A 14,818-nucleotide genomic window follows, 5' to 3' on the forward strand; every position below is an offset into this window, starting at 1 on the left:
TTAGATGAGGTGTTAATTTTGCCCACCATAATTGATATTTCACGTGTAAGCGGTCTCTCCAAGTCGACGGTATCACGTGTGTTAAACGACCATCCACATGTATCTGTTGAAAGCAGACAAAAAGTCCAGAAAGCCATTACGGAGCTGGGATATGTCCGCAATACGCAGGGGGTTCAGTTGCGTCTTCAGGCAAGCAATCATATCGGTGTGCTTGTCCCGGATGTGGAGCATCCCTATTTCAGTCAGCTTGTTAGTGCATTAAGTCGATCTTTAGGCTCAATGGGGTATCAACTTGTCATCTATCAGACCGAATTATCCCGCGAGCATGAACTTGATGTGTATACCCGATTGTTACGTCGAGAAATGGATGCCGTGGTTATTGCTCATTCCCATTTCTCGGAGAGAGAAATTAAAGAATATATAGGTTCTTACATTGGAATCATATGCAACGAAGCGATGGACGGAGAGTTTCTCGATGTCTTTCGATTGGATGAAGAAGATGCGGTCTTTCAAGCGACAGCATATTTGCTGTCCAAGGGGCGCCGTCATCTGTTTTTCTGTATGGATCACCTGACACTATTGCAAGAGAAAAGATGGAACGGGTTTCAACTGGCTCACCAACAATTCGGCCTAGAGTGTACGAAATCACAATGTTATACGGGTCTGGTGACGATGGAAGATGGTTATGCCTTGGGAGAACAATTATTTACTTCTGAACAATTGCCGGATGGAATGATAACAGGTAGTGACTTTGTAGCTACAGGTTTATTGAAAGCAGCAAAGCAAAAGGGGATATCCGTGCCTCAAGAAATGTCCGTCATCGGATTTGATAACCATCCTGTGGGATTGATGACGAATCCGGAACTGACCACATTAACCAATTGTATTCCCGATATGGTCAGGGATGTTACAGATTGTCTTACCCGGAGATTGAAGGGGATGCGATCTGCTCCTATCGCGAAAACCTACAAGACTTCGCTGATTATACGTAATTCTACTTAAAAAAAGTGAAGTGAAAGACAAAAAGAAAAGGATAGTGAAATCCTTCTATCGGTCAGGAATGATGATTGAGATTGAGGACATTGAACCATAACCTCAATAAATCCTTCTGCTCTCAGCAGGTGGATTTTTTTCATTTATATTGACCGACAGGTCAGCATTCTGTATGATCTTACTAACCAATTGGTCAGCAAATTCAAAAAGAGGTGATGAATCTGCCGATACAGCTCTACGAACGGGAAAAGATTTTGCAAGCCTGCTTATCCGTGTTTGCCCGCAACGGTTACAAGAATACATCAACGGAAATGTTGGCGGAAGCTGCTGGTATCTCCAAAGCTTTGATCTTTCATCATTTCACGAGTAAGAAGAAACTGTATCTTAGCTTAGTTGACCACTGCTTTGAGAAAGTCCGAACCGTCATCCATTACGATGAGTGGACGGAACACTCCGATTTTTTTACAGCCATTTCTCAGTTAAGCCATGCGAAGCTCGACTATTTTCGAGAGCATTCTGATGAATGGAAGTTAGTATTTGAAGCATTTTATGCCACACCCGATGGCTTGAAGGAGGAAGTCGAGGATAAGTACGGTCAGGTCAGCGAAACCCGTCAAGCGATGCTCGTAAGGCTTTTCGACAAGGTGCCGCTTCGCGAAGGCATAAACCGCAAGCATGCATTCGAGCTCGTCATGGCCGTTACCAGACATTTCGAAACGAAGTTTCTGGAGGAGACGAACGGTATGAACCATATTGATGAAACCTATACCCGCAGCCTTATGAAGGAACTGGACGCTTTTTGTGACATGATCCGATTCGGTATGGAAAACTAAAGTAAAGAGGTGATCAGCCGTGAAAGGCATAACAAGCAACGATTTTGTGTCGCCGGACACAATGCGTGATTTTAATGCGTTTTACCAAAAGCTGACACAACATCAGGAAGGACTTTATCGGCTTGATGACTTTTTTGGCATGGGCGAAGCTTGGGTAGCCTTTCGGTATGAGGATGTCTCGGTAATTTTAAAGGACCCCCGGTTCCTCTCGGATCGGCGAAAGTACTCTTCACAGCAAAAAGCCTCACCCCAGAACAGCTCCGTCAATGAATTGCTTGAATGGTTCAAGAATATGCCCAATATGCTCACGGTGGATCCTCCCGATCATACCCGGCTGCGGCGTTTGGTCTCCAAAGCATTTACGCCCCGTATGATTGAAGAGCTTCGTCCGCGAATCCAACAAATTGCCGACGAGCTGCTGGATAAGGTAGCCACCCGGGGCAAGATGGAACTCATTTCGGATTTTGCTTATCCGCTGCCTATCATCGTGATATCGGAGATGCTGGGGATCCCCGGCCATCATCAGGCACGTTTTCGCGAGTGGACCCACAAGCTGGCCCGGGCTGCGCTAAACCCCGGCCAAGAAAGTTTAGTTCAAGGAGTCCTTCAGGAGTTTATTGACTACATTCAATCTTTGATTTCCGAAAAGAGAGAGCACCCCGGGAGCGATGTCATCAGTGGGTTACTCCAGGCTTACGACGAGGGAGATAAGCTCAACGAGAACGAGCTGCTCTCCACCATATGGCTGCTCATTACGGCAGGACATGAAACGACCGTGAATCTGATCGGTAACGGAACCCTGGCGCTGCTTCAACATCCCGAACAAATACGGCTCCTTCAGGAGGAACCGGCCCTTATGCCCGCTGCGGTTGAAGAACTGTTGCGGTATGCGGGTCCGATCATGATAACGAGCCGGGTCGCGGTTGAAGATATCGAAATACATGGCACACAAATTCGAAAAGGCGAGATGGTCGTGGTTTCGCTGGCCGGAGCGAATATGGATGCAAGCCGATTTGACGGGCCTGAGTGGCTGAACATCACAAGACAAGAGATCGATCATTTGGCCTTTGGTAGAGGAATCCATCTTTGCCTAGGGGCGCCCCTTGCCCGCATGGAGGGGCAAATCGCGTTCAGCTCTCTATTGCGGCGTTTTCCCAACCTGCGTCTTGACGTTAAACCAGAGGACTTGACATATCATTACAGCACCCTGCGATCTTTGGTGAGCCTTCCAGTCCGTTTCTAATGCTGTTTCATATTCATATTAGAGGAAAAGTCTGCTTTATGCTGCGGACTTTTTTTATTTAATGGAGTTCATTTCTTGTGGAGGGCGCACCCAAGCGCTCTCCGGTATTTTTGCGCCTTTTATCAATTTAGGGTTGCTGTAAAACCTTTGGCACGCAAAGGAAACCAATATACGGCACTACACAATATCAGCCTTAGCATATTGAGTCGGAGGACAAGTCTCGGGTGACAAAAACATAGTATCATTAGAAGCCGCTGATTATGCGGCTTTTTATATTTATGTTATCAAGTACTTGTTAAAACACAATGACAAGAACTTGATAACATTCCCGACTGAGGTAAATGCTGAGGAGATTCAACCCTTGGAGATTCGGTCGTTTACACTACCGCCAGGTACCTATTCTGTGTTAAAACTATGGGATCATGGGGACTTTATGATGATTTATGGATGGGGTAACTTTTGTTCAATTACCAAATTTTTTGGTTTACAGGAATTCTAACGGGAAACAATAGAGGAACACACAATCCAGCCGCATAATCAAAGGCGGTTTTTCTTCTATGATCACCAGGAATTTTAGGGTGGTACCGATGATAGGACGAGTGCAATTCCATGTCAAGCGGAATGGCAATCATTGGCCTGACGTCTGAAAGAGAGCGGTCTGCAGGTGGATGAAATGGGGCTCGCATCGAAAACAGGTGCATGCGTCAACGGGGCGGGTATCAACATTAGCAGAGAGAATACTCTAAAATGTTAAAATGCTACTGACATACCGTTGTCAGTAGCGTTAATTTATTATCGATTAAGTAAACATAATGGGGTGGAGAGCTTGTTCTTGCCCAAAAAATGATATGGTACTGTATCATTTATTATAGGAAGGATGGTATTTTATGAATTTTGCTTCTGTACGTATCATTACCGACGATGTGGATCGTCTTGTTAGATTCTATGAGAAAGTTATGGGTGTTTCGGCGGAACGTCCCGCGGCTGCCTTTGCCGAACTCGTTGTGCCATCGTGCACCCTGGCGATCGGTCACTCCCAGACGGTGCCACTGTTCGGCATTGGTTCCGCAGTGGCGGCCGATAATCGCACTGTCATCCTCGAGTTCCGCGTCCACGATGTCGATGCCGAATACGAGCGCTTGAAGCCGTTTGTCGACGAGTGGGTAAAGGAACCGACCACGATGCCGTGGGGGAACCGTGCTGTGTTGTTCCGTGATCCCGACGGCAACCTCATTAACCTCTTCCAGCCGGTGACCGAGGAAGCGATCAAACGGTTCAGCGGTAGGGGGTGATTCTTCTTGGGGACATAACCGAACACCATCCCACAGAATAATTGACGTCCAACAAAATCATCAAGTTGATTTAATTGACCTGAATACAAAGCACCTTACAACAACAGCAGCCAAATACTTGCCGGCTGCTGTTGTAAAAATATGCGCCATTTAGGTTGTAACAGTCGCAGTTTTATAGAAAACTGGTTTAAGACGACAAGAACTGTCGGTGGACAAGAACATAGTTCCATTGAAAGTCGCTATTTTAGCGGCTTTTTTGTTTTATCGGTACAAGTTCTTGTCCCGAGTTGAGTACAAGTTGCGAACATGGATGGGTACTTATGTTTATGCGGGAAATGGTTGAGGCAATACAGTTGTGGTCAATTGATCAGAATCAACACTGGTTGAAAAATGAATTTGAAAAGTTTCAACAAGAGGAATAATGCAAAGGTTTTACAATACGGGGCATATCACACGAGAACATCAAGGGCTATTTGTTTATAATTATCTTTTCCATTTACACTTACTGGATAACAACCTAATCTTGTAGTACAGCACTAGAATGAGCGTTACGATCAACATATGCCTTGACCAGTATTCCCTATCACATAATTAAAGAGGACGTACGAACAAGGAGGTTCTATGATGGTTGATGTTTTTGCCGTAGCTGATATCATTGTCAAGCATATTAAGACCCATTACCCCCAGGATGTTGCGATTGTCGGATATTACGGATCATATTTGCAGGGGAGGGCGACAGAACGATCGGATTTAGACTTTTTCTTCATTCCGGCCACACCTAGAGGAAATCAAGTGGAATTACAGTTTATAATCGACGGTATTAGTTTTGATTTCTGGCCTATCGGATGGGATCGTGCTGAAAGGATGTCAACCTCTGAAGATTGGAGCACGACCATTATTGCGGACTGTGAACTACTGTATGTGCGTTCAGAAGAAGACCTAGCGAAATTCATGAAACTCCGCGAGACCATATCTTCCATGGGGGAGCCGTCCAACATGCTAACATTGATCAACAGAGCTGAGGTTGTAGTGCGCGATTGTTTTACTAGCTTGATGAAGTTCCGACTTGCCGAAGACTCCATGGATTTATCCTTTTGTCGGATACTGGGACAAGAAATTGCCGCTAACATTTTTAGATCTCTTGCATTGTTAAACCAAACTTACTATACACGCATGTGGGGCCATTATCGCGAACAAGTCAAAAATCTCCCAATGAAGCCTGAGCAACTGGATCTTTATCTTGATACAATGATGTTCAGCCATTCTAAAGATGAAATCAAGTCTGCTTGCGAGAAATTGACTTTTGACACTCTTCATCTAATTTCAGAACGAAGAAACAAGCTCAAAGGATTACGTTCCTACCAAGATTGGATGAAGGGATACTACGAAGAGGAAAAAGGAATGCTTAACAAACTCCTAACCGCTTGCGAAAAAGGCCACTATGAAACCGCGTTTTTCGTTGCTACAGGTGTACAAGATGGTTTGGCACGTATTTTATACGCAGCCGAAAAAGGACGTTGGCCTGGTATTTTCGATTTGGGGGAGTATCGGGAATACTATTATCGCTTCGGGTACCCAGATCTCACTTCGTTTCTGGATCCCAAAGATCTCGAACCGTTGCGAATTGCAGTTCTGCAGCTTATAGAAAAGTTAGAGAATCACCTTAGAACAGAAGGTGTATCTTTAAACAAGTTCGACTCAGTTGCTGAATTCGAATCATTTTATATGAACATGGATTGATTCATGTCGATAACATGGGTCCGGTAAGCTAACGGGCAGATATTATACTTTGCCTATATTTTAATAGTAACAAAATGAGATGATTTTCATAAACGTTATATGTAAGAAAAGAGACGAATATAAAAAGGATTGAAATAGATGGCTGCGTACAAAAAAGCAACAGTAGAAATTTCAGAAGTGAAAGTTGTATTACGTAAGCATTTTAGTTCAGATATAATTGCAATAACGCCATTAGAAGGTGGGAATATAAGCACTGTATTCTCCTTCACTTTTGTTGACAAGGATTACATAATTAAATTCTGCGATATAGCTGGGAGTTTTGAAACAGAAAAATTTATTTCAAACCTCTTATCTTCACACGGAATTCCGTCTGCTCGCTGTATGGAGCTAGGGAATTTTAAATCATTGAACTACTTGATTTCTGAAAAGATAGCCGGACAGATTCTGAACAGTTGCACATATGAGCAACAACAGAGAATGCTTCCGGAGGTCATTCAGATTCTAACACGAATGAACCAGGTAAAGTTAGGAACAACAAAAGGATACGGGATGATAAATTCTAGTGGTGATGGTACTTATAATTCCTGGAGAGAACATATTATTGCTACCTATGCTGAAGAACAAGCGGATAGCTTCTGGGAAGGCTGGCACAACTTATTCAAAACATCCTGTCTAGAGAAAGATGTGTTTGATGAATTCTACAACCGATTGTTAGCTTATTCTACCTACAATGAACCATATCGTTACTTTATTCACGGTGATTTCCACCAGTACAACATTTTATCTGATGGGCAACGAATAACTGGAGTCATTGATAGCAATGGCAAATATGGAGATTTTCTTATCGATCTTGCAACATTAGACTGGCACATCAAAACACACTTGAATCTCGATGTGGTCCAAATATACCAAAATGTTCAGCAAGAAATGGGTATTACCATACCGAATTTTAAAGAGAGATTAATTGGTGCTAAATATTATAATGGATTGATAGGATTACGCTTTTATTCGAAGATGGGATGGAATGATTCTTATTACGAACTCCGTGATGAGCTATTGAGTTTAAAATGATTCTGAAATAGTAACTCATGGGTTAACTAACGTGTACTAGCTCAAAATCGAGCAAGAGCGTGACTGCCTGCCAGCGGAACAATTATTTCCTTTACTTAAGCGAGGATCGAGGCGTATAATTCGTTCAGACATCGTAGCGAGAAGAGAGGAATCGATTATGAACAATGGGTTGGTCAACGCTATTATCGCGTATATCATGTGGGGGGTTCTCCCGCTTTATTGGAAGTTGTTTGACGATGTCCCGGCAGGTGAAATTCTGTCACATCGGGTTGTCTGGTCGTTCGTCTTCATGGGTATTCTCGTCGCCATCCAGCGCCGCTGGGGTGACATGAAGCGGATTGCGGCTAGCCGCTCGCTCCTGCTGTCGCTCGCCGCAAGCGGACTGCTGATCGCTGCTAATTGGCTCATCTTCATCTGGGCGGTCAACAACGGCCATGTCGTCGAAACAAGTCTCGGCTATTATTTGAACCCGTTGCTGAACGTGCTGCTAGCGGTAGTCTTCCTTCGTGAGAAGCCAAACCGCGGCCAATGGCTCGCGATTGCCATCGCTGGCGCTGCGGTGCTCATCATCGCCATCGACTACGGGCGGTTCCCGTGGGTCGCGATCTCGCTGGCCGTGTCGTTTGGCTTGTACGGCCTCGCGAAGAAGAAGATCGTACAAGACGCTTCTGTAGGCTTGCTGTCGGAGACGGCTGTAGTCCTGCCCCTCGCGCTCGCCTACTGGATCTATTTGGCCGCCGTGGGAAAGACGACGGCATGGACGCTGCCTGCGTCCATGTTCGTCCAACTGCTTCTTTCCGGTGTGGTAACGGCGCTGCCGCTGCTCTTCTTTGCTCGGGCGGCCGCCCGGATGGCGCTGTCCACGCTCGGCTTCGTACAATACATCGGGCCGACGATCATGCTGTTACTGAGCGTATTCGTGTTCAAGGAATCGGTCTCGCCGGTTCTGCTCGTCGGCTTCGCACTCATCTGGACAGCGCTCGTCGTATACGCTGCGGCATCGGTTCGCAGCACGAAACTCGCGAAGGTGAACTGACGGCAAAGGCGCCCCGGTACCGTCATAGTCATAACAGCCATTTCCGTCCGATGGGGCGGAGATGGCCGTTTTCCGTTTGTGGTGTTATCTGGCATACCTGAGCACACTACGTTTACTGTGACTAGACCTATATTGAATTAACATTATATAAGGGATTAAGCTAACTGGAATTGATTTCGTATGTCAGCCTATTGGTGGGGAATTATTATCTTTCTCTGAAGAAACAACCGACAGCCGTTGGGTAGCGAAGGATAGAGTTCTCGGATGGATAAGATCCGAAAAATCAACTTAGTGAGCAGAGTCCTTTATCAAATATTCCATGTTTAGCATACCCTTAATTCGGTGACTGCACCGCCGAATGCCGTGATGCCATGCTGGACAATACAAACACGGCAATGATGGCGATGAGTACGCCGAGTACCCCGAACCAGGTAATGGATGCCAAAGAAACACGGTTAACGAGTAGCCCGCCGATTCCTGCGCCGACAGCCATGGCAAGCTGCATCATGGAACTGTTCAAGCTCAACATGACGCCCGAGGATTCAGGAACAAGCTTGACCAGGTTAAATTGCTGCGCCGGAGCGGATGACCAGGCGGCAAAAGACCAGAGGATCAAAATGACGAAAACGGCAATGACCGACTGTCCGACTAAGGATAGCAAAATCAACGAAATGACGTGAAGCACCATACCTGAAACGAGCGTGAATATAATGCCTCGTTTATCCGCGCTGTATCCGCCGACTTTCGAGCCAATCAAACTGGCAATGCCGAACACGAACAGAGCTGCGCTAATCAATGATTCATTTAAATGAGTCACCTCTAGCAGAAAAGGGGATATGTAGGTATAGGCGAGGGAATATCCTCCCAACCAGAAAAAAGTAATCGCTAAAGCAACCAAAACCTGAGGTTTTTTTAACAAAGCAAATTGTTTGATCAAAGGGACAGGCTTGTCGCCCTGCATACGTGGAATAACCGCAGCAATCACAAGCATGGCGATGACCCCGACAATTGCGATGGCCAGAAATACCGCTTTCCAGCCAAAAGCCGAGGCTACCATTCTGCCGAGCGGGACGCCGATGATGAGCGATGCGGTAATGCCCATGGTGACGTTGGCGATGGCGCTGGCCTGCTTGCCTGGCAGAGCGATTTTGGCGGCGATGCTGAGCGCGTTAACGGTGACCACCCCGGCGGCTAACGCCGTAATGATTCTCGCGGCAATGAAGAGACCAAAGCCAGGTAATATAAAAGTCAGCAGATTTGCGGCAATAAAGAGGCCCAGCGAATAAAGGAGGAGCTTACGCCGGTCCATTTTGGCCGTCAGCACCATCAAAATAGGCGTACCGACCGCATAGGCCAGGGAATAGACTGTAATAAGCTGTCCTGCTGCCGCGACGCTTGTTCCCAACGTCTCTGCGATCTTGTCCAATATCCCGGAAATGATGTAATTGGATGTTCCAACTAAAAAGCTGACTAAGGCTAGAACGTAAATTTTCCATGTGCTCTTCATAATTCACTCTCCTGATGTGTTTTAAATAACTATGTTTTTAAAAATATCGAAATATAAATATAAATCGAACTTTGTGCGTATATCAGCATATACTCATATATTGGTTAATTGTAATTACCAAATCAAAGAAGCCCCCAGCTTGTTGACTGGCTCCTCGCTGCTTCAGCCAATTCATAGCATTGTTCAGCGGCTCTATCTACTGCAGGCAGGGTCTCCATCCAACATAATCTGCACCTTCGCCAAATCGAATCTAGCACCATCCAGATAACATAGCTGTACGACGCCTTGATAGAATCTGATGCTTAGAACCTGTAAAAGACCTTAACTCGCCGTTGTTATGCGGGTGCCACAATCTTTTACATTTTGTTATTCCTTAGGCATTTCGTTAAAGTGCTACATCATCGACTGCCAGCCTCACCGTTGGATGACCGGGCTTCGCCGCCTTGCCGATGGCGATCAGCATAATCGGAACGTAGCGTTCTGATATGCGGAAAGCTTCCATGAACTTTTGTTTATCGAAGCGGCCTGTCGGTACCGTGTCATAGCCTTTAGCGCGGGCGACAAGCATGGGTTGCATCGATACTAGCCCGCTGTCGGTATAAACTTTTTGGCGGATGGCCTCGGGCTGCATGCTCGAATACATGCCGGTATAGCGTTCCACGAACGATTTAGCTGTCTCTGCAGGCATGTAACCCTCGTTGACCGGCATTCCGTAAATTTTCTCGGCCAATTTATAACACTCCAAATCTCCGAGTACCGCAATGAAAGCCGAAGCCTCGACCACTTGCTGTTGATTGAATGCAATCGGAAGCAGTTTCTGCTCCAGCTCCGGTGAGTCGATAACGAGAAACCGCCACGGCTGCAAGTTAGCGGCTGAAGGAGCCAGCGTGGCTTGCCGCAATATTTCGGTCAATTCCTCCCGCCAAATCTTGATCTCGAGATCATAGCTACGAACCGACCGGCGTTCTCGAATAACATTAAAAAAAAGTTGGTGCTCTATCGTTTTGCGACGGTTGTGAAACCGACATGGTTCTCTCCTCCTTTTGGTAAAGCGGCATTCTGCTTTTTGTTTCAATACAACATTAGTTGTTTGAACAACACTTGTTGTATTCATATGTTATAATACCAACCGAATGGTACGCAATCATCAATAACTATAAACCGTTGTATAGACAACACCATTTCTATAATGTCGTTTTATTAGGGGAGATTTTAACCATGACAATTAAAAAGAATGAAGCTGATCCTCGTGTGATACGTACACGGCGGCTCCTTCAAGACGCTTTTGCTTCGTTAATTCAAGAAAAAGACTTTGAATCGATAACCGTTAGGGATATTGCAGAGCGGGCTACTGTTAACAGAGCGACTTTTTATGCGCACTTTGTAGATAAATTCGAAATTCTTGAGGCCAGACTAATGGAATCATTTATGACCATCATAAATCGTAGAATAAGCGGTCACGAAGTATTAAATGAAGAGACCATTCAGAGTATTTTTCTGGGTGTATGCGATTTTCACAAGAGTCTAAGCACTATGTGCAAAAGAAGGTATTCATCGCTTGGAGCTGTATTCGAAATTCAAATAAAGGAAAAAATTCAAACGATACTTCTTTCCTTTATAGACAAAGACAAGATGCTATCGAGTCCAAACGCGCAATTCTTAATAAATACAGCTTCTATCATGTTAAGTTGGGGGATGTATGGGGCGGCTTACGTTTGGAACAATGAGGGGCGTCTAATAAGTGCGGAATCATTCGTTGAACAGACTATGCCCTTAGTGATGAACGGAGCCAAAGAACTGCCGGGATAGGTCCTGTAGCTATTACTCTATCCTGAGGAAGAAACAAGATGCAATGCGGACAATTTGCGAATCCTTATTCAAACCCAATTCGATTTTCTTTTGCTGGTTCAACAATGTAGTTTGCCGGGAGACAAGCAGTTTGAGGCGATGTTTGAAAATGCCATGCATCAGGATCATCATCGACTTCTGCTTAAACGGTTAAATGAAGTGGACACACAGGGCTTTTCGCAAGAAAAATTGAAAGCTACGGCACTCGTTATCAGTTGGGCATAATCATTGAGGTTATATCGGTCAATTTGGCCCCTTTTGGGAGCAAACAACCAGCTAAATGAAAGCAAATAATTGCAGTTTTTATTATAAGTAATCGAGTTCTTGTCCTAACTCAATGACAAGAATTCGGTTACTTTGCCGAAAATGACAAGAACTTGCACACTTATCCGATTAGATGATTGTCTAATCTAAAGTTATTCTACATCGGCAGCCTGTTAAGCTAACGGGCAGGAAGTGCGAGGAGGATGTGGAATAAATATACAAATGTTACTGCATAAGGAGGTCGTAATATGCCATTTCCAACGCATATCGTAGCCACTGGTGGATTTGTTGAAGATGGGCAAGGAAATATACTTTTAGTAAAAACTCGTGACGGTGGTTGGGTTTACCCTGGTGGACAAGTGGAAGTTGGAGAAAATCTGATAGATGGTTTGATTCGTGAAATCAAAGAGGAAAGCGGAATGGATGTTTCTGTTGGCAGTTTAGTTGGTGTCTATTCGAATACAGGGATACAGAAATGGTATGACGGCGTGACTGATGTTCCTACGCAAGTTGGAATTGATTTCGTATGTCAGCCTATTGGTGGGGAATTATTATCTTTCTCTGAAGAAACAACCGACAGCCGTTGGGTAGCGAAGGATAGAGTTCTCGATTTGATTACACAGCCAAGTGTTCGCTTTCGCTATCAGGCTTATTTGGAGTTTAACGGAGCCGTAAACTACGCGGACTACGTAAATAAGCCCGAGTTTAGAATCAAACATCAAACATGTATTTCGAAGTAGATGGTTTCTCGTTGCTGAACAAACGGGCAGAATACCGTTAACGAACAGAAGTTGCCTGCGTCTAATAGCTGGTTGGAGAAATATGAAAGGAGTTGAATGTAAAAGATGCCAGCATCATTTTCACATAAGCCCGAAGGTTACGAATGTCCATTTTGTCGTGTTTGGGGTATCGAGCGACCTAATCAGGGAACAAAACAAAAGGAAATCATCTATCAGAATGAAAAGGTAACGGCATTTATAGCGAGCAAATGGTGGCCAAACAATAAAGGACATGTTCTTGTTGTTCCTAATCAACATTTCGAGAACATCTTTGAACTCCCTGCGGATTACGCTGTTGAAATTCACCGCGCGGCTCAGCTTACAGCGTTTGCAATGAAAAGTACATATGGATGTGATGGGATTTCTACGCGGCAACATAATGAGCCTGCTGGCAATCAAGAAGAGCCTGAGAGGAACGAAGAAATCTCGTACTCTTAGGCTCTTCTCTCGTATTATTGTCATAATTTTATTATTAGTGATTATTTATTGAGAACATCCGCGTATTCGGAGATACGTTCAAATCGTCCCTTGGCAAACGGGCATAAGGGTAAAATCTTAATACCGTTTTCCCGCGCGTATTCCACCATAGCTTTGATAAGCTTATCGCCAAGCCCTTGACCTCGGTAAGCATCTTCGACCAAAGTGTGATCAATAATGTAAAGCTCCGGACTTGAGATTACATACGTCATCACCGCAGCAACGCCGCCGTTATCTCGAATAAGAAATCTTTTATTAGCGGTATCATGTTCTACAATATGCATGTTCATCCCTCTTTCTCTGTTGAATATTCACCGTCCAGACGTCTATACGTCAGTGCTCCGCTTGGACATGTGTCAATATGTCGGGCAATTGCCTCCGTAGTATCAGCATCGGGATCAACCCAAGGACGCTTGCTTAAATCAAAAACACCAGGGAGGCCCTTTACGCAAATACCGGAATGAATGCATACCTCCGAATTAAACATTACCTCGATATCTTTACCGTAATATACTTTCTGCTTAATCATAATTTCTTCACATCTTTCCTTTTGAGTTTGTTTAAAGTCCAAGATCAATTCTTCGAAAGCTGTCAGAAATCTTTCCAGATGGCGAAGCGTTGATTCGTCTTCCAATTCCCCGGCGATTTCATTCAGTTTTTCATAAAATGCTGCCGCTGAGAACCTTTCAGACCCGGCATCGTAGAGGCATTCATGGCAAGCAGTGTCTGTCTCACCTGGGCTTGTGACAGTGCTGTCCCCCACTGATCGGAGCACCTGCAATCGAAAAAGGCTTTTGAATCAGCACTGAGCTTTTACTTCGAATGCTTTCTTTAAAATCGATAACCGAACGGGGATCGCCTTGGCTCTCGATGTCCGAATTATAAAGAGGAATCGTTGGTAAGTCAACGTGATGTATCACCCAATGCTTTGGCGAAGGCTCGTCAGTAGCCTTTAAAACCCTTCTATATGAAAGAACCTTCGAAGATTTCCGCTTATAGCAGTGATGTTCTTAAGCAAATGACCCGACTGTGAATGCTAAACTTTTAAACAGGATAACGCAGCAATTACCCCAAATTTGCAACTAAAATTAAAAAGGGACCAGGGAGTGAAAATATGCATTTATGATTTCTTGCATAACTTAGGCTAAGTGACCTGAATGTTGAACAGAAAGGAGCAACTCAAGAGGAGCGAGATCTCTGAGATCACACTGAATCTGCTGAAGGAATACTTAGCGAAGCAGTCCGGTCGCTTGAAGCCGAGTAGCTTAGGACACCGCATCCGTTTTGTGCGATCCTTATTCCGATTTGCATATGAAGAAACCTATTTACCTAACTACCCTTCACTTAAACTGCGTGAGCCTAAATTGGATAAGCGAATTCCTAAGTTTTTGATGGAAGAGGAAGTCATTCATCTGAAGGTCTCATGTCAGACCTTAAGGGAATCGTAAATAAATAATCTCTCAAATAACTAATAGGAGTTAGTTAAACCGATAAAGGGAGCAGCCTCAAGGCTCAGCTCCCTTTATGCATTGAATGCTTTGGGATCCTGAACGGAAAGTTGCTGCTTGGCCGAAAGATGGAACAGCAAACGAAAAACTTGCGATAACCATGCGTTGCATTGTGATCAGAGGGAAATTGGCTAAATTAGCCCGGCACCAGCGTGGCTAACACAGACCCAAAGTAAATTGAAAGATTTGGTAACTTAAACGAACATCAAGAACAAGGGTTATCAACT

Annotated in this window: 13 protein-coding genes and 1 pseudogene; 10 read left to right on the forward strand and 4 right to left on the reverse strand. The window is 44.7% G+C overall.

Translation table 11 applies throughout. The annotated features are described in order from the left end of the window. The first annotated feature begins 9 nt into the window (after nt 1–9). The 7 genes from PLA01S_RS15335 to rarD all read left to right on the forward strand — a co-directional run bounded on the left by PLA01S_RS15335 (nt 10) and on the right by rarD (nt 8,208). Nucleotides 10–1,002 carry a LacI family DNA-binding transcriptional regulator gene (locus PLA01S_RS15335; RefSeq protein ID WP_246059559.1) on the forward strand — a complete coding sequence of 331 codons (993 nt, stop codon included), beginning with the start codon at nt 10–12 and terminating at the stop codon, nt 1,000–1,002. Nucleotides 1,003–1,208: 206 nt separating this feature from the next. Further along, nucleotides 1,209–1,826, forward strand: coding sequence for a TetR/AcrR family transcriptional regulator (locus PLA01S_RS15340; RefSeq protein ID WP_246059561.1), 618 nt, complete (start codon nt 1,209–1,211; stop codon nt 1,824–1,826). A 19-nt stretch (nt 1,827–1,845) separates the two neighbouring features. Continuing rightward, nucleotides 1,846–3,069, forward strand: a complete 1,224-nt coding sequence (locus PLA01S_RS15345; RefSeq protein ID WP_127592948.1) for a cytochrome P450 family protein — start codon at nt 1,846–1,848, stop codon at nt 3,067–3,069. A gap of 887 nt (nt 3,070–3,956) precedes the next feature. Then, nucleotides 3,957–4,361, forward strand: a complete 405-nt coding sequence (locus PLA01S_RS15350) for a VOC family protein (RefSeq protein ID WP_127592949.1) — start codon at nt 3,957–3,959, stop codon at nt 4,359–4,361. A 624-nt stretch (nt 4,362–4,985) separates the two neighbouring features. Then, nucleotides 4,986–6,101: a kanamycin nucleotidyltransferase C-terminal domain-containing protein gene (locus PLA01S_RS15355; RefSeq protein WP_127592996.1), complete on the forward strand. Its 1,116-nt coding sequence runs from the start codon at nt 4,986–4,988 to the stop codon at nt 6,099–6,101. A gap of 138 nt (nt 6,102–6,239) precedes the next feature. After that, a complete protein-coding gene (locus PLA01S_RS15360; RefSeq protein ID WP_127592950.1) occupies nt 6,240–7,172 on the forward strand; it encodes an aminoglycoside phosphotransferase family protein in 933 nt (310 codons plus the stop codon). Between the two features lie 157 nt (nt 7,173–7,329). Next, nucleotides 7,330–8,208, forward strand: a complete 879-nt coding sequence (gene rarD / locus PLA01S_RS15365) for an EamA family transporter RarD (protein WP_127592951.1) — start codon at nt 7,330–7,332, stop codon at nt 8,206–8,208. A 334-nt stretch (nt 8,209–8,542) separates the two neighbouring features. Here rarD and PLA01S_RS15375 read toward each other — a convergent pair whose 3' ends face one another. After that, complete coding sequence (locus tag PLA01S_RS15375; RefSeq protein WP_127592952.1) at nt 8,543–9,715, reverse strand: MFS transporter; 1,173 nt, start codon at nt 9,713–9,715, stop codon at nt 8,543–8,545. A 366-nt stretch (nt 9,716–10,081) separates the two neighbouring features. After that, a pseudogene (locus tag PLA01S_RS15380) lies at nt 10,082–10,743 on the reverse strand (nitroreductase family protein). A 190-nt stretch (nt 10,744–10,933) separates the two neighbouring features. Here PLA01S_RS15380 and PLA01S_RS15385 point away from each other — a divergent pair. The 3 genes from PLA01S_RS15385 (at nt 10,934) to PLA01S_RS15395 (ending at nt 13,044) form a co-directional block, all read left to right on the forward strand. Then, nucleotides 10,934–11,524 carry a TetR/AcrR family transcriptional regulator gene (locus PLA01S_RS15385; RefSeq protein ID WP_127592953.1) on the forward strand — a complete coding sequence of 197 codons (591 nt, stop codon included), beginning with the start codon at nt 10,934–10,936 and terminating at the stop codon, nt 11,522–11,524. A gap of 551 nt (nt 11,525–12,075) precedes the next feature. After that, nucleotides 12,076–12,567 (forward strand): NUDIX hydrolase, encoded by a 492-nt coding sequence (locus tag PLA01S_RS15390; protein ID WP_127592954.1) that lies wholly within the window; start codon nt 12,076–12,078, stop codon nt 12,565–12,567. A gap of 105 nt (nt 12,568–12,672) precedes the next feature. After that, complete coding sequence (locus PLA01S_RS15395) at nt 12,673–13,044, forward strand: HIT family protein (RefSeq protein WP_246059563.1); 372 nt, start codon at nt 12,673–12,675, stop codon at nt 13,042–13,044. A 41-nt stretch (nt 13,045–13,085) separates the two neighbouring features. On the opposite strand, the gene PLA01S_RS15400 is transcribed toward PLA01S_RS15395, so the two are convergent. Together PLA01S_RS15400 and PLA01S_RS32600 are read right to left on the reverse strand one after the other, a co-directional pair. After that, a complete protein-coding gene (locus PLA01S_RS15400; protein ID WP_127592955.1) occupies nt 13,086–13,367 on the reverse strand; it encodes a GNAT family N-acetyltransferase in 282 nt (93 codons plus the stop codon). Nucleotides 13,368–13,369: 2 nt separating this feature from the next. Then, the gene (locus PLA01S_RS32600) at nt 13,370–13,846 is read right to left on the reverse strand and encodes a (4Fe-4S)-binding protein (RefSeq protein ID WP_246059565.1); all 477 of its coding nucleotides are present in this window, start codon (nt 13,844–13,846) and stop codon (nt 13,370–13,372) included. Nucleotides 13,847–14,818: the final 972 nt, after the last annotated feature.

This window comes from Paenibacillus lautus NBRC 15380, assembly GCF_004000945.1.
GTDB classification, from domain to species: domain Bacteria; phylum Bacillota; class Bacilli; order Paenibacillales; family Paenibacillaceae; genus Paenibacillus_AQ; species Paenibacillus_AQ lautus.